At 59.1% G+C, this 21349-nt stretch carries 19 protein-coding genes; 2 read left to right on the top strand and 17 right to left on the bottom strand.

The annotated features are described in order from the left end of the window. Window positions 1-2: 2 nt before the first annotated feature. From AB4Y71_RS05070 to glnA, 4 genes are all read right to left on the bottom strand, one after another. The gene (locus tag AB4Y71_RS05070; protein ID WP_013349398.1) at window positions 3-473 is read right to left on the bottom strand and encodes a nucleoside deaminase; all 471 of its coding nucleotides are present in this window, start codon (window positions 471-473) and stop codon (window positions 3-5) included. A 105-nt stretch (window positions 474-578) separates the two neighbouring features. Then, complete coding sequence (locus AB4Y71_RS05065; protein WP_441718392.1) at window positions 579-989, bottom strand: DUF1990 family protein; 411 nt, start codon at window positions 987-989, stop codon at window positions 579-581. An 80-nt stretch (window positions 990-1069) separates the two neighbouring features. After that, entirely contained in the window at window positions 1070-4096 is a 3027-nt protein-coding gene (locus AB4Y71_RS05060; RefSeq protein WP_441718391.1) for a bifunctional [glutamine synthetase] adenylyltransferase/[glutamine synthetase]-adenylyl-L-tyrosine phosphorylase, read from the bottom strand. A gap of 52 nt (window positions 4097-4148) precedes the next feature. After that, window positions 4149-5489: a type I glutamate--ammonia ligase gene (gene glnA, locus AB4Y71_RS05055; protein WP_013349401.1), complete on the bottom strand. Its 1341-nt coding sequence runs from the start codon at window positions 5487-5489 to the stop codon at window positions 4149-4151. A gap of 136 nt (window positions 5490-5625) precedes the next feature. On the opposite strand from glnA, the gene panB reads away from it, so the two are divergent. After that, window positions 5626-6453 (top strand): 3-methyl-2-oxobutanoate hydroxymethyltransferase, encoded by an 828-nt coding sequence (gene panB / locus AB4Y71_RS05050; protein WP_441718390.1) that lies wholly within the window; start codon window positions 5626-5628, stop codon window positions 6451-6453. On the opposite strand, the gene AB4Y71_RS05045 is transcribed toward panB, so the two are convergent. Beyond that, window positions 6450-6644 carry a hypothetical protein gene (locus AB4Y71_RS05045; protein ID WP_013349403.1) on the bottom strand — a complete coding sequence of 65 codons (195 nt, stop codon included), beginning with the start codon at window positions 6642-6644 and terminating at the stop codon, window positions 6450-6452. The genes panB and AB4Y71_RS05045 overlap by 4 nt on opposite strands. A gap of 134 nt (window positions 6645-6778) precedes the next feature. Here AB4Y71_RS05045 and map point away from each other — a divergent pair, with 134 nt between their 5' ends. Then, on the top strand, window positions 6779-7654 hold the full coding sequence (map, locus tag AB4Y71_RS05040) for a type I methionyl aminopeptidase (RefSeq protein WP_013349404.1): 876 nt from the start codon (window positions 6779-6781) through the stop codon (window positions 7652-7654). 78 nt (window positions 7655-7732) lie between these two features. Here the strand turns inward: map and nrdR are convergent, their stop codons facing one another. The 12 genes from nrdR to murC form a co-directional block, all read right to left on the bottom strand. Beyond that, window positions 7733-8221, bottom strand: coding sequence for a transcriptional regulator NrdR (gene nrdR / locus AB4Y71_RS05035; RefSeq protein WP_013349405.1), 489 nt, complete (start codon window positions 8219-8221; stop codon window positions 7733-7735). An 84-nt stretch (window positions 8222-8305) separates the two neighbouring features. After that, a complete protein-coding gene (gene hisD / locus AB4Y71_RS05030) occupies window positions 8306-9658 on the bottom strand; it encodes a histidinol dehydrogenase (RefSeq protein ID WP_441718389.1) in 1353 nt (450 codons plus the stop codon). 77 nt (window positions 9659-9735) lie between these two features. Continuing rightward, window positions 9736-13299 carry a DNA polymerase III subunit alpha gene (dnaE, locus tag AB4Y71_RS05025; RefSeq protein WP_441718387.1) on the bottom strand — a complete coding sequence of 1188 codons (3564 nt, stop codon included), beginning with the start codon at window positions 13297-13299 and terminating at the stop codon, window positions 9736-9738. Window positions 13300-13404: 105 nt separating this feature from the next. Beyond that, window positions 13405-14349 (bottom strand): RluA family pseudouridine synthase, encoded by a 945-nt coding sequence (locus AB4Y71_RS05020; protein ID WP_441718384.1) that lies wholly within the window; start codon window positions 14347-14349, stop codon window positions 13405-13407. Next, entirely contained in the window at window positions 14346-14927 is a 582-nt protein-coding gene (gene lspA, locus AB4Y71_RS05015; RefSeq protein WP_189638405.1) for a signal peptidase II, read from the bottom strand. The genes AB4Y71_RS05020 and lspA overlap by 4 nt, the downstream gene beginning before the upstream one ends. A 97-nt stretch (window positions 14928-15024) precedes the next feature. Then, entirely contained in the window at window positions 15025-15774 is a 750-nt protein-coding gene (locus AB4Y71_RS05010) for a DivIVA domain-containing protein (RefSeq protein ID WP_134779883.1), read from the bottom strand. A 229-nt stretch (window positions 15775-16003) separates the two neighbouring features. Continuing rightward, a complete protein-coding gene (locus AB4Y71_RS05005) occupies window positions 16004-16300 on the bottom strand; it encodes a YggT family protein (protein WP_013349411.1) in 297 nt (98 codons plus the stop codon). 23 nt (window positions 16301-16323) lie between these two features. After that, window positions 16324-16875, bottom strand: a complete 552-nt coding sequence (locus tag AB4Y71_RS05000; RefSeq protein WP_013349412.1) for a cell division protein SepF — start codon at window positions 16873-16875, stop codon at window positions 16324-16326. A 97-nt stretch (window positions 16876-16972) separates the two neighbouring features. Continuing rightward, window positions 16973-17722 (bottom strand): polyphenol oxidase family protein, encoded by a 750-nt coding sequence (locus AB4Y71_RS04995; protein ID WP_441718381.1) that lies wholly within the window; start codon window positions 17720-17722, stop codon window positions 16973-16975. A 20-nt stretch (window positions 17723-17742) separates the two neighbouring features. Beyond that, complete coding sequence (gene ftsZ, locus AB4Y71_RS04990; protein ID WP_134779881.1) at window positions 17743-18933, bottom strand: cell division protein FtsZ; 1191 nt, start codon at window positions 18931-18933, stop codon at window positions 17743-17745. A gap of 218 nt (window positions 18934-19151) precedes the next feature. Further along, window positions 19152-19886 (bottom strand): cell division protein FtsQ/DivIB, encoded by a 735-nt coding sequence (locus tag AB4Y71_RS04985; protein WP_013349415.1) that lies wholly within the window; start codon window positions 19884-19886, stop codon window positions 19152-19154. A gap of 62 nt (window positions 19887-19948) precedes the next feature. Further along, window positions 19949-21346 carry a UDP-N-acetylmuramate--L-alanine ligase gene (gene murC, locus AB4Y71_RS04980; protein ID WP_013349416.1) on the bottom strand — a complete coding sequence of 466 codons (1398 nt, stop codon included), beginning with the start codon at window positions 21344-21346 and terminating at the stop codon, window positions 19949-19951. Window positions 21347-21349 lie beyond the last annotated feature (3 nt).

Genomic DNA, 21349 nt, shown 5'->3' with positions numbered 1-21349 from the left:
GGCTAATATTCCTGCTTGTCGTCCTTCGCTTCCCAAAGTTCGAAGGCGCGAATCGCACCGGAATCCTCAACTCGGGTAAAAGGTATTTTCCGCGCGCTCATTGGAAGCTCGAGCTCGTTGTAAATGAAATCATCATCGAAACCGATGGCGGCGGCTTCTTCACGATTATTGGCGAAGTAGACGTGCTTGAAGCGGGACCAATAGATGGCTCCCAAGCACATGGGACACGGTTCGCAACTGGTGTACAGCTCGCACTCGGACAGGTCAAAACTGCCCAACACCTGTCCTGCGGCACGGATGGCATTGATCTCCGCATGCGCCGTGGGATCCATCGAACCGACCACCGAGTTACAGGCGGCGGAAATGACCTTGCCCTCCAGAACAACCACGGCACCAAATGGTCCGCTGTCATCAGCTTCCAAGGCCAAGAGGGATTGATCAATGGCCGCCTGCATCAGCTGCGGGTCAAACATCGTAGGAACTCCCCTGCACTAGTACTACGCGTAACGGTGACACGATCCACCATAGTCCCCATCATGGACTCTGGCAGGGATGGGCGGAAGAATCCCGGGTGCGGATCAGGGCTTGAGCGCCCGCAGGTAACGCCACCGGGTGACCCACTGAGCCGTGATCAGCAGCCAGAAGACTCGTCGCCAGGACGGAACATCAGAGGGTTCGGTCACCGACCTGACGCGCAGGAAAACCTGCTGCCCTACGCGTTCGAGAATGAAAGCTTCCACGCCCTGGACGGGGTGCCCTGGCAGTGTCCGGTAGGAAAAGCCCACCCAGTGTTCTTCTTCTGCGACTTCCATGACTGCCACCGGTTCCACCACGCGCAGCAGGCCAGCACCGATGGTGATCACGGGTAGCTGGCCGGCAACAGCGGGCACCTGCGGATCGATCTTGAATCCGCTACGGGTCTTCACTTCCCAATTGAGCAAGGCAGCGCTGGCCTCGTTCCACAGCTGTGCGCTCGCACCCAAGAGCACTCGGCGCTCTCACGGCCGGCACGAGGAAGCCAGCGGACGCCAGGAGCGCACCAGCAGCGCTTCAACGGTCATGCTGCTGCCTAATCCTCAAATCCGTAGAACAGCACTTCGAAGATGGCGCGTGCATGGCGGGTGGCGCGCAGGTAGTCTTCTTCCAATTCCGCGCCGAAGTGCGGTTCGTAGCCGCACCAACGGGCAACGGCTTCCATATCGCGCGCCGAGCTGGGCAGCACGTCGCTGGAGCGGCCGGAGGTAATGATTTCCGCGCTGCGGATCTGCGTGGCAAGCCGCCATGTATCTGCCAGCTGTTCGCTATCCTCTTGGCTGATCAATTCCAAGGCGGCCAGCTCTTCCAAGGCCTGTAGCGTCGAGGTGGTGCGCAGGGATTCGTGCTTCCAGGCGTATTGCAGCTGGAAGAACTGCACCAGCCATTCGATGTCTGAGAGCGAACCGCGCCCGAGCTTCAAATGCCGATTAGGATCAGCACCGCGCGGCAGGCGTTCGGATTCAACCCGGGCCTTGATCTTGCGGATCTCTCGGATTTCAGTCTCTTCCAAACCCTTGCCGTAGCGCACCGGCTTGATCAATTCCATGAATTCACCGGCCAGCTGGTCATCGCCGGCAAATGGGCGTGCGCGTTGCAAGGCTTGGCGTTCCCACACTTCGACCCAGCGCTGGTAATACGTGGCGTAGGCATCAAGTGAGCGAACCAGCATTCCCTGGCGCCCTTCGGGGCGCAGGTCCGAGTCCACCTTCAGTTTCACCTCGGCTGGAATTGCCGGCTTCAACGGTTTCGCGGTCCACGACACCAGATCTGTCACAACGCGCAGCGCCTGCTCTTGGGCGGCTTGGGCGGTGGCTCCTGGCACCGGACGCTGCACGAAGAGGACATCGGCATCGGACCCGTAGCCGATCTCCCGGCCACCTTGCCGGCCCATCGCGATGACTGCAATGACCGCGTGCTCTCCATGCTTGGCCTGATCGGCAGCCAGAAGGACCTTGAGCACCCCGTCAACCATGGCCGCATCGATATTCGACAGCGCTACACCGACTTCATCCACGGTCAGCAGCCGCGCACCGTCAGCCAATGCCACGCGCAAGAACTCACGGCGGCGCACCATGCGGATCATCCGGATTGCCGTTTCAGGCTGCTTCGCGCGATGAATGATCGAGGTGTTCTGCTGCAGTAGGTTTTCGAATGTCTGTGGCGCCAAGGAGGCGTCAGAGCCCAGCCAGGCGGCCGCAGCAGGTTCATTGGCCAGCAGATCGGTCAGGAAGCGCGTATTGGACAGCAGATGGCTCAGGCGCTCGGCCGCGGCGTTGGTATCGCGCAGCATGCCCAGGAACCAATGCGATTTGCCCAGTGCTTCGCTCAGTCGCCGGAATCCCAGCAGACCAGCATCCGGATCCACTCCACGGGCAAACCAGTCCAAGAGCACCGGTAAAAGCTGCCGTTGCAATGAGGCGCTGCGCGAGACTCCGCCGGTCAACGCCTCGATATGGCGCATCGCGGCCTTCGGGTCCAGATAGCCCAACGCGCGCAGTCGTGCTTGCGCGGATTCCGCGGTGAGCTTTACGTCGTCGGTTGAAAGGTTGGAACTGCTCACCAGCAGCGGGCGGTAGAAAATACGCTCGTGCAGCGAACGCACCATGCGCTTGGTTTCGTTCCAGCGGCGCATCAGCTTCTCCGGGCTGCTCGACTGAAGGTCGCCGGCTCCGCGAATGGCACGTGCCAGCACGCGCTGAGCGCTTTCCACCCGGGGCATCAGATGGGTCCGGCGCAATTGGCTCAGCTGGATACGATGTTCCAGCAGGCGCAGGAAACGATAGGAATCATCAAAATTCGTGGCGTCATCCCGGCCGATATAGCCGATGTCGCTCATCGCTTGAATGGCCAAGGTGGTGGTGGGCACTTGGATGGCCGGATCAACGCGGCCGTGGACCAGCTGCAGCAGCTGGACGGTGAATTCGACATCGCGCAATCCGCCGGGGCCCAGTTTAATTTGCCAGGCCACATCTTGCTTATCGATGTTGTTGCTGACCCGTCGGCGCATGGCCTGGACGGATTCGACAAACCCTTCGCGTTCCGAGCTGGACCACACCAGCGGAGCGACCATCCGCTCGTAGGAGCGTCCCAGTTCCTTATCGCCGGCGATTGCACGGGCTTTGAGCAAGGCTTGGAATTCCCACGAATGCGCCCACCGTCGGTAGTACGCCTCATGGGAGGAAAGCGTGCGGGTCAGGGCCCCGTCCTTGCCCTCGGGACGCAGGTTCGCATCGACTTCCCAGAGCATTGGTTCTGGGCCTGGCACCATCAGTGCGCGCGCGGTATTGCCGCAGATGACTGTGGCAATAGCCGCCGCCAGGTCTTCGTCAATGCTCGGGGCAGAGTCATGGACGTAAATGACGTCGACGTCGGAGATGTAGTTCAGTTCCCGAGCGCCGCACTTGCCCATGCCGATCACGGTGATCTTCACCCGGTCAACGTCTTCGGCGTCGTACTGCTCGGCTGCTTCTGCCCGGGCAATAGCCAACGCGCCTTCCAACGCAGCGCCAGCCATGTCGGCTAATTCGGCGGCCACCTTGGGCAGTATGCGTTGCGGTTGGGTGGATCCCAAGTCCCGGTGCGCCAAGGAGAGCAGGGCTTTGCGGTACGCGGTACGCAAGCGCTGGCGAGCTTCAGCTCCGGTATAGGCCGAGACCCAATGCCCGCCGTCGCTTTGCGTGGCGTCGATGGATGCCAGCAGGTCCTGTACCAGTTGCTCGGCGGAGACTTGCACAAATTCACCGGAAGGTGCCTTGCGGACAATATCCAGCGCCTCGGGGCAGCGGATGAGGAACTCACCGAGCGCAGAAGAGCTGCCCAAGAGCCTGACCAGGCCTTGGCAGCTGTCCGGAGCCATGAAGATGTCGATGACTTTGGGATGGCGGTCAGCCAGCCTCAAGGCCAGCAGCAAGGCCTGGTCCGGGTCCGGCGCATGCGCCATCTTGCTCACGACCAGGTTGGGATCTATCTTGGACAGTTCCTCGGCCTGGAGGAAATTCTTGGCCCGTTCGATATCGCTGAAGCCAGCGTTGATCAGTGCTCGTGAGGGTACTTCCGGCATGGTGTTTCGTGTTCTCCCACATGTCACTGCGCAGCTTCACGCGGTGAAGTCTCTAGAGGATTCCCAAATATTTGTTCAGCTCGTACGGGGTGATGACCTGGCGGTATTCTTCCCATTCGGTGCGCTTGTTCGACAGGAAGGAGTTGAAGACCTGCTCGCCGAGGATTTCGGCCATCAGCTCTGACTCTTCCATGGCACGCAAGGCATCATGCAGGCTGCCCGGCAGCGGAACGTGGCCCGACGCGCGGCGCTCCGCGGTGGACAGGCTCCAGACATCATCCTCGGTGGGCTCTTCGAGTTCGTAGCCTTCGCGGATGCCCTTGAGCCCGGCACCCAGCAGGACTGCGTAGGCCAGGTAAGGGTTGGCTGCCGAGTCGATGCCGCGGTATTCCACGCGGGCGGACTGGCCCTTGCCCGGCTTGTACAGCGGTACGCGTACCAGTGCAGAACGGTTGTTGTGCCCCCACGAGCGGTGGCTTGGCGCTTCACCGCCGCCCCACAGGCGCTTGTAGGAGTTCACGTACTGGTTGGTGATGGCAGTCATTTCCGGCGCGTGGTGCAAGATGCCGGCGATGAATGAGCGGGCCACGTCCGAGAGCTGGTATTCACGCCCGGCTTCGAAGAACGCGTTCGCGTCGCCTTCGAACAAGGAGAAGTGCGTGTGCATGCCGCTGCCTGGCTGATCGCTGAAAGGCTTGGGCATGAAGGTTGCATGGATGCCCTTCTGCATCGCCATCTCCTTGATGACGGTACGGAAGGTCATGATGTTGTCGGCGGTCTGCAACGCATCTGCGTAGCGCAGATCTATTTCGTTTTGTCCCGGACCGGTTTCGTGATGGGAGAACTCCACCGAAATGCCCAAGGCTTCCAAGGTGGTCACCGAGGCCCGGCGGAAGTCCTGGCCCACGCCATCTGGCACGTGATCGAAGTAGCCGCCGTTGTCGATCGGCTGAGGGCGCCCATTGGCGTCCAGCTGATCGTTTTGCAGCAAATAGAATTCGATCTCCGGATGGGTGTAGCAGGTGAAGCCCATATTCGATGCTTCGGTCAGCTGGCGCTTGAGCACCTGGCGCGGATCGGCATTCGAAGGCTGGCCTTCGGGGGTGAGGATGTCGCAGAACATGCGGGAAGTCGGTTCGACTTCTCCACGCCACGGAAGGATCTGGAAGGTGGAAGGATCTGGCTGAAGCAGCATGTCAGATTCGGAGATCCGGGAAAGCCCGTCAATGGATGAGCCGTCAAAGCCCAGACCTTCTTCGAAAGCGTCCTCGACTTCAGCAGGAGCCAACGCCACTGACTTCAGCGAACCAACGACGTCAGTAAACCACATGCGCACAAACCGAACGTCGCGTTCTTCAATGGTGCGCAGTACAAATTCCTGCTGACGATCCATTTTCCACCACCTTTGGGATTCTAATATCCGGTGCTGATCACAACCGGTAAGAAAATTGACCTGTGGCAACACTATATCGGTTTAGAACGGTCCCACCGGTCAGCATCGCCCTGTCCAAGTGCGATAAAGTCGTCTCATGCCACAACCATATCCAGGGAATCCCGAAAAAGGCCCGTCCCGTATCCGACTTCATCATTTGCAGCAGGCGAAAGACAACGGCGAAAAATTCGCGATGTTAACTGCTTATGACGTAATGATGGCTGAAATTTTTGATTCCGCCGGGATCGAGATGCTGTTGGTTGGCGACTCCGCTGCCAACACCGTGCTCGGTTACGAGTCAACCTTGCCGATCACCCTCGATGAGATGATCACTTTCACCAAGGCTGTGGCCAATGGCGCCAAGCGTGCCATGGTCGTCGCGGACCTGCCTTTCGGCAGCTACGAGCAATCCCCCGCCCAGGCTGTGGCCACTGCGGTGCGCCTGATGAAGGAAGGGCATGCCCACGCGGTCAAGATGGAAGGCACCGCGCAGTACGCAGAACATGTCCAGGCAATGGTGCTTGCCGGTGTTCCAGTCATCGGGCATATCGGCTTCACCCCGCAATCCGAGCACGCCCTGGGCGGATACCGAGTGCAAGGCCGCGGCGATGCAGTCCAGCAGATGAAGGAAGACGCCCTGGCCATGCAGAATGCCGGCGCGTTCTGCATCCTGATGGAAATGGTTCCAAGCCCGGTCGCTGCCGAAATCGATGCCGCGTTGGCTGTTCCCACCATTGGTATTGGTGCCGGAAATTCCACCACCGGGCAGGTTCTGGTTTGGCAGGACATGCTGGGTCTTGGCGGACGGCGCACACCGCGCTTCGTGAAAAAATACGCCGATCTGCGTGCCCTGAAGCATAGCGTCTGGGTCACGCACCACTGTGCTTTCCATTGCGCTACGCCAAGAGGCGCTGGCAATGCTTAGGCGTCGTCTTCTTCGGCTTCATCCCACGCCTCATTGCGCGCCTGCACCTTGGCCATGGCCGTTTCTGCTTCCGCGGCCGTGTCGTACGGACCTAGCAACTGGGACCAATCGGACTGCGGGCCTTTCTCCACGGTCTTGGTGGAGACGTTGTACCAGTACTGTCCCTCGCCCGGGGTGCCTACTGAGCTCATGGGAAACTCCTTCTGTCGCTGATTGTGCTGTTGCTTTCCACGGTATCCCAACCGAAGAAAAATAGGTGGAACACCACCTGCGCTCTTAGCCAGCTCTGAGCAAAGTGGCGGTAGCGTGAAGCTAGAATAAAAATATGGCTACTGCAACGACTGCACCTATTGGAAATCTCACCGCCGGAACGGTATCCCCGGAACTTCCGGTACCGAAACATATTGAACGTCCCGAGTATGTTGGCAAGAAAGAACCGGCAACCAACACTGCTTCGGAAATCAAAAGCCCGGAAGTCATCGAACGCATCCGCATAGCTTCGAAAATTGCCGCTCAGGCGCTGCAGGAAGTCGGCAAGGCCTGCCAACCCGGAATCACCACCAATGAGCTGGACCGCATCGGCCACGAGTTCCTGATGGACCACAACGCCTACCCTTCGACCCTGGGCTACCGCGGATTCCCCAAGTCGCTGTGCTCCTCGCTGAACGAGGTCATTTGCCACGGCATCCCCGACACCACGGTGCTGGAAGACGGGGACATCATCAACATCGACATCACCGCCTACATCGGCGGCGTCCATGGCGATAACAACGCCACCTTCTTGGTCGGCGACGTAGATGAAGAGTCCCGCCTGCTCGTGGAACGTACCGAGAATTCGCTCAAGCGCGCCATCAAGGCCGTTATGCCAGGACGCGAAATCAACGTGATTGGCCGCAGCATCGAAACCTACGCCAAGCGCTTCGGCTACGGCGTGGTTCGCGACTTCACCGGCCACGGCGTGGGCGAAGCGTTCCACTCGGGCCTGATCATTCCGCACTACGATGCGGCTCCTGGCTACAACACCCTGATCGAGCCGGGCATGGTCTTCACCATCGAGCCAATGCTCACCCTGGGCACCATCGAGTGGGACATGTGGGACGACGACTGGACTGTGACCACCAAGGACAAGAAGCGCACCGCGCAGTTCGAGCACACCTTGCTGGTCACCGACAACGGCGCAGAAATTCTCACCCTGCCCTAGCCGCTGCTGCAAAATCGTTAAATGCAAATGCCCAAAACCTCTTCAGGTTTTGGGCATTTGCTTTGGTTGCCGGGACTGCTAGTCGGCGGTTAGCGGACGTTGGGTTCCCTGCGGGGTTCTACCTCGGCGATCGCGCAGGCGGGCAATGGCCGTCTCAAAATCAGTCAAAGACTGGAAGTTGTGATAGACACTGGCAAAGCGCAGGTAGGCCACTTCGTCCAGTCGCGAAAGCGGTTCCAAGATGGCCAGGCCAACCTGGTGCGCTGGAATTTCAGCTGCACCTGAGGTGCGCACGGCTTCTTCGACTTCCTGGGCCAAGATAGCCAGGTCGTGATCGGTGACCGGGCGGCCCTGGCAGGCCTTGCGTACGCCGTTGATGACCTTATTGCGTGAGAACGGTTCCACGGCACCGGACTGCTTGAGCACGTTGAGGCTGGCAGTTTCGGTGGTGGTAAATCGGCGCGAGCAGGCGGTGCACTGGCGTCGACGGCGGATCGAGACGCCATCGTCGGCCACTCGGGAATCAACCACTCGGGAATCAGCATTGCGGCAATACGGGCAGTTCACGGCACCTCCATCTGTAGCCTAAGAAGCATTCTCATTTCACCATCGGTGACAAGAATCAACTCATGTCACCTAACAGTTTAGCGTCTAATGCGTTTTTCGCACCGCGACCGCGTCACCGTGGGCTGGCAGGTCCTCGGCATTGGCAAGATTAATGACGTGAGCGGCAACCTCACCCAAGGCGGCCTTGTCGTAATTGATGACCTGGATGGCCTTCAAGAACGTATTCACATTCAAGCCCGAGGCGTGCAGTGCGGTACCGCTGGTTGGCAGCACGTGGTTGGATCCTGCACAGTAATCGCCCAAGGACACCGGCGCGTAGGAACCTACGAATATGGCTCCAGCAGCGGTGATCCGCGCCGCGGCGGCCTCTGCCTGGTCAACCATGATCTCCAGGTGCTCAGCGGCGTAGGCGTTGCACACTTCGATCCCCTGGCCCAGATCCTTGACCAAGATGATCGCCGACTGAGCACCGGACAGGGCTTCCTTGACGCGGGCCGAGTGCTTGGTAGCCGCTACCTGCGCCACCAGTTCCGTGCGCACGCTTGCGGCAAGCTCTGCAGAATCAGTAACAAGCACCGCTGCCGCATTGGCGTCGTGCTCGGCCTGCGAAATCATGTCGGCGGCAACAAAGCCCGGCACAGCCGAGGCATCAGCAAGGATCGCGATTTCGGTTGGACCGGCTTCAGCGTCGATGCCCACCACGCCTTTGACCAGGCGCTTGGCGGTGGCCACGAAGATGTTGCCCGGACCGGAAATCACATCGACCGGTTCAATGCCGCCACGTTCGTCATCGGGCATATCCACGCCGTAGGCGAATGCGGCTACAGCCTGGGCGCCGCCCATGGCGTGCACCTCTTCGATGCCCAGCAGCTTGGCAGCGGCCAGGATAGTGGGGTGCGGCAGTCCGCCGAATTCCTTCTGCGGCGGGCTGGCTAGTGCTAGCGAGCTGACACCGGCTGCTTGGGCCGGGACGGTGTTCATGATCACCGAAGATGGATAGACGGCTAGGCCGCCAGGTACGTAAAGGCCGACACGGCGGACCGGAACCCAGCGCTGGGTGACCGTGGCGCCGGCGGCGTAGCTGACTTCAGCATCTTGTGGGCGCTGGGCCTTGGCGAAGACGCGGGCGCGGTCGATGGATTCTTCCAGCGCCTGGCGAACCTTCGGATCGAGTTCTTCCAGGGCGCGGTCCAGCTCATGTTGTGGCACACGGGTATGCTCCAGCTGCACGTGGTCGAAGCGCGCGGCGAGATCCTTGAGCGTTTCCATGCCATGGGCACGGACATCATCGATGATCTGCTGCACCGTTTCGGCAGCGGTCTGGGAGTTCATCTCCGGACGCGGCAGTTTTGCTTTGAGCTGTGCGTAGCTCAGCGATTCGTTGCGCCAATCTAGGGTGGCGAGTTCTGCGAATTCAATTTCTGGAATAGTGCTCACCCACCTAGTTTAACGCCGATGACCGGAGAAGGGTTATTAGTTACCTTCTCCGGTCATCCAGGCAAGCATCCAGTTGGCTACACGTCCAAGCAGTTCGGCCCCAGCAACACCTTCAAGTCGCCGAACAATGCCGGATTCGGATTGACCCGGAAGTTCATGCCCAGGCGCATCAGCGAGGTGCCGCGGCTGCCGGTGAGCTTCACGCGCACCTCGGTATTGCCGCTGTGCGTGCGCAGCACATCACCGAGCTTCTGCACCAGGGTCTCGTTGGCCTTATGCGTTGGAATGCCGATGACCACCGGGCCCCCGTTGGCATCCTCGGAGATTTCCGGGATCATCATTTCCTGGGCATTCAAGGTGATCGATCCGTCATCGCGGCGCTGCACCCGGCCCTTGATGACCACGATCAGGTCATCGGCCAGGATCTCGGCGATCGGCTGGTAGGCCTGGCCGAAGAACATGACTTCCATCGAGCCCGAAAGATCTTCGATTTCGCAGCGTGCATACGGATTGCCGCTCTTCTTGGCGATGCGCCGCTGCAATCCGGAAATCATGCCTGCGATGGAAATGATGTGGCCATCTTGCGGCCCGTCATCAGAGAGCACATGCGTGACCGGCATATCCGCGTACTGGTCCAGGGCCGAGCCCAGGCCCTGCAGCGGGTGGTCCGAAACGTACAGGCCGAGCATGTCGCGCTCGTAGGCCAGCTTTTCCTTCTTGTCCCAGTCCGGCAGGTCCGGGATGGCCACGTGCATCGATTCCGAAGAGTCTTCGGCTCCCAGCGCGCTGAACAGGTCGAACTGGTTGGCGGCTTCATTGCGCTTGACCTGGATGACCGAGTCGACGGCTTCTTCATGGATGGCCACCAGGGCACGGCGCGGGTGCTTCATCGAGTCGAAGGCACCGGCCTTGATCAGCGATTCAATGGTGCGTTTATTGCACACCACCGCTGGAACCTTGCCCAAAAAATCGTTGAAGTCGTTGTAGTTGCCCTTTTCGGCGCGCGCTTCAACCATGCCGGACACCGCGTTGGTGCCCACGTTGCGGATCGCTCCCATGCCGAAGCGGATGTCCTTGCCCACTGGGGTGAAGTTCAACGCCGATTCGTTGACATCTGGAGGCAGCACGGTGATGCCGATATGGCGGCATTCGTTCAGGTAAAGGGCCAGCTTGTCCTTGTCATCGCCCACCGAGGTCAGCAGTGCGGCCATGTATTCGGCCGGGTAGTGCGCCTTGAGGTAGGCGGTCCAGTAAGAGACCACTCCGTAAGCCGCGGAGTGGGCTTTATTGAACGCGTAGTCGGAGAAAGGCAGCAGGATGTCCCACAGGGTCTGCACGGCGGCATCGGAGTAGCCGTTGTCGTTCATGCCCTGCTTGAAGCCGGCGAACTGCTTATCCAGCTCGGACTTCTTCTTCTTGCCCATGGCGCGGCGCAGAATATCTGCCTGGCCCAGCGAGTAGCCGGCCAGCTTCTGCGCAATAGCCATAACCTGCTCCTGATAAACGATCAGGCCATAGGTGCCGCCCAGGATCTCTGCCAGCGGTTCAGCCAGCTCCGGGTGGATCGGGGTAACTTCCTGCAACCCGGTCTTGCGCAGCGCGTAGTTGGTGTGCGAGTTAGCACCCATGGGACCCGGGCGGTACAGGGCGATGACTGCGGAGATGTCTTCGAAGTTATCCGGGCGCATCATCTTCAGCAGCGAGCGCATCGGTCCGCCATCGAGCTGGAACACGCCCAAGGTGTCGCCGCGGGCCAGCAGGTTGTAGGCCTCGGGGTCCTCGATGGTCAGGGTTTCGAGATCAATTTTGGTGCCGGTGTTGTATTCGATGTTCTCCAACGCGTCGGAGATGATGGTGAGGTTGCGCAACCCCAAGAAGTCCATCTTGATCAGCCCCAGGCCTTCACAGGTCGGGTAATCGAACTGGGTGATGACCTGGCCATCCTGGATACGGCGCATGATCGGCACTACATCGATAATCGGATCCGAGCTCATGATCACACCGGCGGCGTGCACGCCCCACTGGCGCTTCAGTCCTTCCAGGCCCTTGGCTGTCTCGAAGACGCGCGCTGCTTCAGGGTCATTGGCCACCAGGTTGCGGAAGTCCCCGGCCTCGGAGTAGCGCTTGGATTCCGGGTTGTCGATGTCGTTGAGCGGGATGTCCTTGGCCATCACTGCCGGCGGCAGGGCCTTGGTGAGCGATTCGCCCATGCTGAATGGGTAGCCCAGCACGCGCGAGGAGTCCTTCAACGCCTGCTTGGTCTTGATTGAACCGTAGGTCACGATCATCGATACGCGCTCATCGCCGTACTTTTCGGTCACATACCTGATGACCTCAGAACGGCGGCGATCATCGAAGTCGACGTCGAAGTCGGGCATGGAAACACGTTCCGGGTTCAGGAAACGCTCGAAGATCAGGCCGTGGACCAGCGGGTCCAGGTCGGTAATACGCATCGCATAGGCAACCATGGAACCTGCACCGGAACCACGTCCGGGACCGACGCGGATGCCGTGGTCCTTGGACCAGTTGATGAAGTCGGCCACGACCAAGAAGTAGCCCGGGAAGCCCATCTTGATGATGACGTCCAGCTCGTAGTCCGCCTGCTTGCGCGAAGCTTCGGGAATGCCGTTGGGGTAACGGTAGTGCAGGCCCTTGTCGACTTCCTTGATCAGCCAGCTGGTTTCGTCCTCGCCTGGCGGGCAAGGGAACTTCGGCATGTAGTTCGCGTTGGTGTCGAAGGAAACTTCCACCCGGTCGGCGATGGCCAGCGTGTTGTCGCACGCTTCAGGGAGTTCCTTGAACAATTCGCGCATTTCGCGTGCGCTCTTGAGGTAATAGCCGGTACCGGAGAAGGCGAAACGGCTGCCACCCTGGTCATAGGTCGGCTCATCGAGCGTGGAACCGGAGTTGATGGCCAGCAGCGCTTCGTGGGCCTTCGCATCGGATTCGTGGGTGTAGTGCAAGTCGTTGGTGGCCACCAGCGGAATGTCCAGTTCCTTGGCCAGGCGCAGCAGGTCCTTGGTGATGCGGCGTTCGATCTCCAGACCGTGGTCCATGATCTCGCAGAAGTAGTTCTCCTTGCCGAACAAGTCCTGCAGTTCTGCCGCGGCGGCCTTGGCAGCATCGTACTGGCCCAGGCGCAGCTTGGTCTGCACTTCGCCCGAGGGGCAGCCGGTGGTGGCGATGATGCCTTCGTGATGCTCGTTGAGCAGCTCGCGGTCCCAGCGCGGGTACTTGCCGAACACCGAGTCCAGCGAGGCACGCGAGGAGCCCTTGAAGAGGTTGTCCATGCCCTTGTTGTTATAGGAGAGCAAGGTCATGTGGTTGTAGAGGCCGCCACCGGAAACGTCATCGCCCTTTTGCGATTCGTCGGTGCGCCATTTCACACGGGTTTTGTCATCACGGGCCGTGCCCGGAGTGACGTAGGCTTCGACGCCGATAATCGGCTTGACGCCGGCCCCGGTGGCCTGGCGCCAAAAGTCGAATGCACCGAAGAGGTAGCCATGGTCGGTAATCGCCAGGGCTTTCATGTCCTGCCGGTTGGCTTCAGCGAATAGCTCGCCGAGGCGTGCAGCACCGTCCAGCATGGAATATTCGGTGTGGGTATGAAGATGGACAAAACCGTCACGTGTAGCACTCACCCAACCAGTCTAGCGAGTCTTTCGCGGCCTTGTTGGCCGGGGCACGATGCTGTGTTAATAACGACAAAGGTGCTGCTGGATCGTGTCCAGCAGCACCTTGAATCCTTAGTAGCCGCCCTCGCGCAGCAGCTCCACGGCCCCGTCCAGATCGGCAGGATATTCGCTTTCGTATTCCACCCATTGTCCGGAGACCGGGTGGCTGAATCCCAGGCGCTTGGCGTGCAGCCATTGGCGAGTCAGCCCCAGTGCGGCCCCCAGCTTGGGATCGGCGCCATAAGTCTGGTCGCCTACGCATGGATGTCCGAAAGCTGAGAAGTGGACGCGGATCTGGTGGGTGCGGCCTGTTTCCAGGTGCACCTCGACCAGCGAAGCACGCCCGAACGCCTCGATGATCTTGTAATGGGTCACCGAATCTCGGCCACCATCCAGCACTGCGAATTTCCAGTCGTGGCCCGGGTGGCGTCCAATCGGTGCGTCGATGGTGCCCTGCAGCGGGTCAGGCAGTCCTTGGACCACTGCGTGGTAGATCTTCTTCGGGGTGCGCTCCTTGAAGGCGCGCTTGAGCTCGGTGTAGGCGCGTTCGGTTTTCGCCACAACCATCAGGCCGCTGGTGCCCACATCCAAGCGGTGCACGATGCCTTGGCGTTCAGCAGCGCCGGAGGTGGTGATGTTGTAGCCCTCAGCCATCAGCGCTCCAACGACCGTTGGGCCTACCCAGCCTGGGGATGGATGGGCTGCGACGCCCACGGGCTTATCGATGACTACGTAGTCATCGTCGTCCGCGATGATCTTCAGCTCTTCCACTTTCTCAACCTTAATTTCTAATGGGTCTGCCTGCGGCGGGATGGTGACTACCAGCTGGTCCCCCACCTTGATTTTCAGGGACTTCGAGATGGTTCGCCCGTTGACCTGCACCTGCGAGTCCTTGCACAGGCTGGAGGCCAAGGTGCGTGGGATTTGCAGGACCCGTGCGATGTAGGCGTCCAGGCGTGCCCCGGCATCGTCTGGGTCAACGAGGAGTTCGTGAATGGCGGTTTCGTTCGAGATCATGCGTTCGGTTCTGTTTCGCTGTTGTCCGTCTTGTCTTTGTCGCCAGCTTCCCCGATGGTGCCATCGAGGTTGCGTCCACGGATGAGCATGTAGGCCACGGCAATCATGGAGCAGACGATGAAGGAGTCTGCGACATTGAAAATGGCGAAGTGGTTGACCGACAGCATGTCGACCACATGCCCGAACCCGAAGAATGGTTCGCGGAACAGCCGGTCGACAACATTGCCCAGCACACCGCCGAGCAAGCAACCCAGGGCAATGACCCAGCTTCTAACCAGGATCTTGCGGGTCAAGAGGTAGATGACGTAGACCGCTACCGCTATTTGCAGGAGGGCGAACACGATGGTGAAGTCTTCGCCGATGGAGAAGGCGGCGCCGGGATTCAGGATGTAGTGGATGTTGAAGAATCCGGGGATCACTTCAATTGATTGTCCAAGCCGCATGTTCTGTTCAACGACGATCTTCACTGTTTGGTCCAGCACCAGTGCGATCAGCGCGATCACCAAGCCAAGGCCTGCGTATTTCCTCGCCTTCACGCCTGTATTTCCGGATTGAGCTTCATCCACGGTGGTACCCATTATCTTCTCTTAAACGTCAACGGTGGTGAGCGGAATTTATCCGTTCACCACCGTTGATCTTACTTGATAGCTAGATCAAGTTCTGAACTGCCAGCGACTAGTTAGTCTTGCCGGTTGCACCAGCATCGATCGAACCCTGGGACTCAAGGTCACGCAGCTGTCCTTCGATGTAGGTCTTCAGGCGAGCACGGTAATCGCGTTCGAAGCCACGCAGCTGCTCGAGCTTGCGCTCCAGAACAGACTTCTGCTGTTCCAGGGCCGACAAGGTCTTGCGGCTCTTCTCTTCTGCGGTGGTGACCAAGGTGTTAGCTTCGGTCTTCGCTTCGGAGATGATCTTGTCGCGCTGTTCAACACCGGCAGCGACGTATTCGTCGTGCAACCGCTGAGCCATGGACAGCACGTTGGCCGCCGACTCTGCGGACTCGGTGCGAGAAGCAGCAGCTGGTGCTGCGGCTGCGGCCGGAGCAGCTGGCGCGGCTGGTGCCTTCTCAGCTGCAGCAGGCTTAGCCTCTGCCTTCTTTTCCTCAGCTGGCTTAGCAGCTGGGGTTTCTGCCTTTGCCGGCTCTGCAGGCTTAGCTTCTGCCTTCTTCTCCTCGGCTGGCTTAGCAGCTGGAGTAGCAGGAGCGGCCGATACAGGTGCAGGCACAGCCTGTTCCTTCGATACCGAACCAGCATCTTCGCCAAGTTCGGCAAGACGGCTTCGCAAAGCCTCGTTCTCACCGGTTAGGCGACGCAGCTCCACAACGATTTCGTCGAGGAAGTCATCTACCTCGTCTTGGTCGTAGCCTTCACGGAACTTGGTCGGCTGAAACCGCTTATTGACTACGTCTTCTGGCGTCAAAGCCATTGGGTCACCTCAATACTGGGATCATTTCCGCACGACCATGTCTTGCCTTGCGAAACACTTACCGTTTTTGTCAGTGTCGCGACCGGTGAAGTCGGAGCACCATTTCCTAAAGGATATAACGATTTGGACAATTATTACGAAATCGAGCTTACGCGCGAGTCTCTTATTATTTGAATCTACAGCTTTTGACCGCTTAGGACAATCCCCGTGAAGCACGGGTTAAGCCTAATCAGATACCAGTCGTGTGTCCAAGGTTGGCTACCACTATCTTCAGGATGATGACAACGATAAACAACACGAGAAAAGACAGGTCAAGGCGGATTCCGCCGAGATCCAGGGGTTTAATCTTCCGACGCAACCAGCGCAGCGGAGGATCAGTAATCGACACGATTGCACTTGCGACAATCAATGCGATGCCTTTGGGTCGCCAGTGGCGAGCAAAGCTTTCCGTTACATCCAACACAATTCTCATTAAGAGCAGAATTTGGAGGATTGCTAACGCGAGATAGATGATCCCGAACACCATTTTGTGCGTTTGCTCCTGGTGTCTTAGCTCTGGTTAAAGAAGGTTGCCTGCGCTTCAGACTGCTTGCGGTCTTCTCCGAGGACCTCAACAGACGCTGGCGAAAGCAGGAAGACTTTGTTTGTGACTCGCTCAATGGAGCCATGCAGGGCGAAAACCAGGCCAGCCGAGAAATCGACAAGGCGCTTGGCATCGGTTTCACCCATATCGGTGACATTCATAATCACCGGGATGCCGTCACGGAAGTTCTCACCGATGATCTTGGCATCGTTGTAAGAACGAGGGTGGACGGTTGTAATCTGACGCAATTCGGAATCCTCATCCCGTACTGAAGGGGCACGCTTAATAGGGGTGACCGGAGCACGGTATTCCGTCTCTGGTTCTCTAGCTTGGGTTTGCGGCGCAGCCTGCCTCACAACAGGCTGAGGGCGAGGGGCTTCGGCAGGTCGTTTTGGAACGTTGTCTTCAACAACCCGAACTTGGGTTTTAGGCTCAGAGTTTTGTGCCTGGGTCTCTTCCTGCTCGACGGCATCCGCCAAGCCGAGATAGACCATTGCCTTGCGCAGTCCGTCAGCCACGATATTTCTCCTCGTTTATCCCTTGCATGCAACCCCATTGCACGCTTCCGCTACTTCGACGCTACCGCACAAAATAATGCTGGCATCGTTCATTCGATCAATTGCTGGCGGTGTGTCGCGCACCCTGAGCCGCTGGCCAGATCAGGCCGGCTAAGCGTCCTGCATCGCTTGAACGCCGGTAAGAATAGTAGCTTTCATCTTCCAGTGTGCACACCCCAGATTGCCTGACAGCAACGCCAAGCCCGCGAAGCTCAACTTCGGCTGATGCAGGAAGATCAAGTCCCGCACTACCCCACCGCGTGGTGGTGCGAATGCCACTGCGCAGCTCTTCGGATTCCTGGGCCATCTGCTCAGGAACTTCGTAGCAACGACCGCAAATCGATGGACCTATAATGGCTTCGATTTGTTCGGCTCCATGGCTTTCCAATGCCTTGACCGTGTTAGTCAAGATGCCATCAAGCAGTCCGCGCCGTCCGGCGTGCGTTGCTGCACTCAGCGTTTTCCCGGAATGTGAATTTCGTCCAACAAAGAGTACCGGAAGGCAATCGGCTACCATCACGGCCAGGGCCTGGGTCCCGGTTGGGTCCAGCAGTCCATCGCAGGTGGGCGCAGCTGGTTCCAGCCACGAGGCGCGCTCTACCGGCTTCACTTCTTGAACATCGGCGGAGTGCACCTGATTCATGAAGTTTAGACAGAAGCGTCGAACCCCGATCAAGTCCTCCAATTTGGCTCGATTCTCCGCTACCAGGCGGGGATCGTCGTTCACATGCAGGGCGAGGTTGCCCTCAGCCTGCGATGTGAACGCCAGTTGGATGCTCGGATCGAGGTTCGACGCGAAATGTAGCACTGCTCAGCTTCTTGCTGTTTTTACTTCAGGAAGTCCGGGACATCCAGATCATCGTTCGAACCGTTCAGGTCCGAGTCGACAACATCTGGAAGATCCTGGAATGAGCTCTTCTGCTCTGCGGCAGCTGGCTGTTCCTGAGCTGGCTTAGCAGCTTCAGGGGCAGCTGGTGCTGGAGTTTCAGGAACGCTTGCTGGCACTGGCTCAGCCGGGCGGGAGGATACAGCTGGCTTTGCTGCAACCGGCGCCATTGGCTTGCTGGTGACATCTGGCTCGTCGAAGCCGGCAGCAATCACGGTTACGCGTGCTTCATCGCCCAGGGCGTCGTCAATGACGGCACCGAAGATGATGTTGGCTTCTGGGTGGGCAACTTCCTGCACGAGGCGTGCAGCTTCGTTGATTTCGAACAGGCCGAGGTCCGAGCCGCCCTGGATGGACAGCAGGACACCGTGGGCGCCATCGATGGAAGCTTCGAGCAGCGGCGAGGCAATAGCCAGTTCGGCTGCCTTGACTGCGCGGTCTTCGCCCCGCGCCGAACCGATACCCATGAGTGCCGAGCCTGCGCCCTGCATCACGGACTTCACGTCGGCGAAGTCGAGGTTGATCAAGCCCGAGGTGGTGATCAGATCGGTAATGCCCTGCACACCGGAAAGCAGCACCTGGTCTGCTTGGCGGAATGCGTCGAGTACCGATACGTTGCGATCCGAGATCGACAGCAGTCGATCATTCGGAATCACGATGAGGGTGTCTACTTCGTCGCGCAGGGCTTCAATGCCCGACTCGGCGGAGTTCGCACGGCGGCGACCCTCGAAGGTGAATGGACGGGTGACAACACCGATGGTCAGTGCGCCGAGCGAACGGGCAATGCGTGCCACGACTGGTGCGCCACCGGTACCGGTACCGCCGCCTTCGCCTGCGGTCACGAAGACCATATCGGCGCCGCGCAGGACGTCTTCGATTTCTTCTACATGATCTTCAGCTGCCTGGCGTCCCACATCAGGGTTGGCGCCAGCGCCCAGGCCGCGAGTAAGTTCGCGTCCTACGTCTAGTTTGACGTCGGCATCACTCATAAGCAGAGCCTGAGCATCGGTGTTAATGGCGATGAACTCTACGCCCTTGAGACCGACTTCGATCATTCGATTGACTGCGTTTACACCGCCACCGCCGATTCCGACGACTTTAATGACCGCGAGGTAATTCTGTGGAGCTGCCACGTCCCGCTTCCCTTGTTAGATGTGCTACATGTTTACGACTCCAGCCAAGAGCCTTCACCTTTAGCCTTAAGGTTTAGGATCTGTCAAGCTATCGCTATTAGAAACGCTATGAGCCGTATGGTCTTTCTGCAACGACCGCCTAGGCGTGTCGCTTATTCAAAACTATCTTTCCAGAATTTCTTGGCTTATTGGTCTTCCCGCGCCCAGAGGGTCACGACTTAATAGACCACAGGGTTTTCTGGGTTGGTGACGTCGATGGTTGTCTTGCCCTCGCCTTTTTTCTCAAGCTCTTTCAAGAAGATCGTCGCCACTTCGTTTTTGAGTGCCGATTTTTCAGCGTCACCCCAAATCAACGTGCGTTTCTTCGGCAAAGCCAATTCCGCAAAACCTGCCTGGGACAGCGTCGCCGTTGAAACTTCCTTGAGCACATTGGCATCAACCGTGCTCAAGATCCCGGTCAACAGCTTGAACTGCTCCGGATCGGCAGTGGCGTCACTGGCCTTAATCTTCGGGAGCTTGTCCTTATCCTTCTTTCCCACGGTGCGAAGCTTCTTCCCGGTCTCGGAGACCAGGTATTCCTTCTTACCTTCGATCAAGATGGCAACCGGCACTGCTTCGAGCACCTCCACGACCAAAGTATTGGGCATCTGCGCCTTCACGACGATTTCATCAATTGCCGGCTGCTCGCCGATCAGTTCCTGAACCTTGGACTCAGAAATCCGAGGCAACGGAACGCCCTTGAGCGGCTCCAATGATTCCGTCAAAGTCTTGGCATTGACCAGCTTGGTGCCGGTTACCTCGATCTTCTTGGCGGCGATTACCGGCGAGAAGCTCAAGATCAACACCGCCGCGAGGCTGAGAATGACGATGCTGGCCGCGACGATGATCAGGATCTTACGTCGTTTTTTCTCCGGGCTTTCCGGAAGTTCGACGACTTTTGCTGCTTCGGGCATGGGTCACCTTGCTTGACGGATGCGGACCACCAACGGCGGTCTGGATCGATGGACGGGAGGAGCTAGCTCAGCGCTTTGAGGATGTCTGGCCCCAGAGCCGTGACATCACCTGCACCAATGGTCATGATGATATCGCCGGGTTCAGCTTTCTCCACCACATGCGCAACGGCTGCCGCTGGCGCAAGCACCTGGGCAGGAACTTCGATACGCGAGGCAATCAGTTCACTGTTCACGCCTTCGATAGGCTCTTCGCGTGCCGGATAGATATCCAGCACCGCAACCGAGTCGGCCAGGGACAGAGCCTGGGCGAACTGGCGGTAGAACTCCTGGGTACGGCTGAACAGGTGTGGCTGGAAGACTACATGCAACCGGCCATTGCCCGCCACGGTGCGACCAGCGGTCAAGGCCGCCTGCACCTCGGTGGGGTGATGCGCGTAATCATCGTAGACGCGTACTGCGCCTGCTTCACCCTTGAATTCGAAGCGCCGGGCAGCACCGGAGAAGCTGGAGAGGGCATCGAGTGCTTCCTGGACCTCCAAGCCAGCGTCAATGCCTACGGCCAGGGCCGCTGCAGCGTTGAGCAGGTTGTGCTGTCCGGGGACGGCCAGATCCAGGATGCGGCTTTCTCCGCTGCCCCATTCGATGGTGGCGGTGAAGCGGCCATCTTCCGTGGCCTGCGCCTGGGACAGGCGGCGGTCGGCGTGATCGCTGAAGCCGTAGGTCTGCACGCGGATATCCGAACGTGCTGCACGCATCTTGCGTGCAAGGTTGTTTGCGCCTTCATCATCGGCACAGCAAATCAGCAGGCCGTCTTCTGGCAAGAGCTGGGCGAAGTCGACGAATGCCTGATGGACCGCGTCGGCGGTTCCATAATGATCCAGGTGGTCGGCTTCGACGTTGGTCACGATGATGACATCCGGACGATAGTTCAAGAAGGAAGCATCAGATTCGTCGGCTTCAGCAACGAAGTAGGATCCCGAACCCAGTTCGGCGTTGGTGCCCAAGCTTGGAATGTTCGCGCCGACTGCAAAGCTGGGCCGTGTACCAATGGTCTTGAGCATGTGCGCGGTCAGCGAGGTGGTGGTGGTCTTGCCGTGGGTGCCGGCAATGGCCACAATCTTCTCATGTCCGCGCATAGTCGCTTCCAAGCCTTCGGAGCGATGCAAGATGCGCAGTCCGCGGCGTACCGCTTCATCGTATTCAGGGTTTCCGGGTTTGATGATCGAGGAGATCACCACGGTGTCCGCATCGCCGAGGTTCGCCGCGTCGTAGCCGACGTGGATCCGTGCCCCGCGCTCACGCAATCCGGTGAGTACAGGGAGGTCCTTGGCATCAGTGCCGGAGACTTGCAGGCCGTAGTCGAGCATCAGCCGTGCAACTGCTGATACGCCAACCCCGCCTACACCCATCAGGTGCACCTTGCCCAGATCGGCGTTCAGTTCGTCGGCTCGCAATGCCATGGT

Source organism: Glutamicibacter sp. MCAF14, assembly GCF_052114325.1.
Classification (GTDB): Bacteria; Actinomycetota; Actinomycetes; order Actinomycetales; family Micrococcaceae; genus Glutamicibacter; species Glutamicibacter arilaitensis.
This window is presented reverse-complemented; position numbering and strand designations above follow the sequence as displayed.

Excerpts from the sequence above, each read along its gene's own strand:
- AB4Y71_RS05010 (WP_134779883.1), bottom strand. The coding sequence starts at position 15,774 with ATGGCTTTGACGCCAGAAGACGTAGTCAATAAGCGGTTTCAGCCGACC.
- AB4Y71_RS05060 (WP_441718391.1), bottom strand. The coding sequence starts at position 4,096 with ATGCCGGAAGTACCCTCACGAGCACTGATCAACGCTGGCTTCAGCGAT.
- murC (WP_013349416.1), bottom strand. The coding sequence starts at position 21,346 with ATGGCATTGCGAGCCGACGAACTGAACGCCGATCTGGGCAAGGTGCAC.
- AB4Y71_RS05020 (WP_441718384.1), bottom strand. The coding sequence starts at position 14,349 with ATGATCTCGAACGAAACCGCCATTCACGAACTCCTCGTTGACCCAGAC.
- glnA (WP_013349401.1), bottom strand. The coding sequence starts at position 5,489 with ATGGATCGTCAGCAGGAATTTGTACTGCGCACCATTGAAGAACGCGAC.
- map (WP_013349404.1), top strand. The coding sequence starts at position 6,779 with ATGGCTACTGCAACGACTGCACCTATTGGAAATCTCACCGCCGGAACG.
- AB4Y71_RS05005 (WP_013349411.1), bottom strand. The coding sequence starts at position 16,300 with ATGGTGTTCGGGATCATCTATCTCGCGTTAGCAATCCTCCAAATTCTG.
- lspA (WP_189638405.1), bottom strand. The coding sequence starts at position 14,927 with ATGGGTACCACCGTGGATGAAGCTCAATCCGGAAATACAGGCGTGAAG.
- AB4Y71_RS04985 (WP_013349415.1), bottom strand. The coding sequence starts at position 19,886 with ATGCCCGAAGCAGCAAAAGTCGTCGAACTTCCGGAAAGCCCGGAGAAA.
- AB4Y71_RS05070 (WP_013349398.1), bottom strand. The coding sequence starts at position 473 with ATGTTTGACCCGCAGCTGATGCAGGCGGCCATTGATCAATCCCTCTTG.
- AB4Y71_RS05045 (WP_013349403.1), bottom strand. The coding sequence starts at position 6,644 with ATGAGCTCAGTAGGCACCCCGGGCGAGGGACAGTACTGGTACAACGTC.
- panB (WP_441718390.1), top strand. The coding sequence starts at position 5,626 with ATGCCACAACCATATCCAGGGAATCCCGAAAAAGGCCCGTCCCGTATC.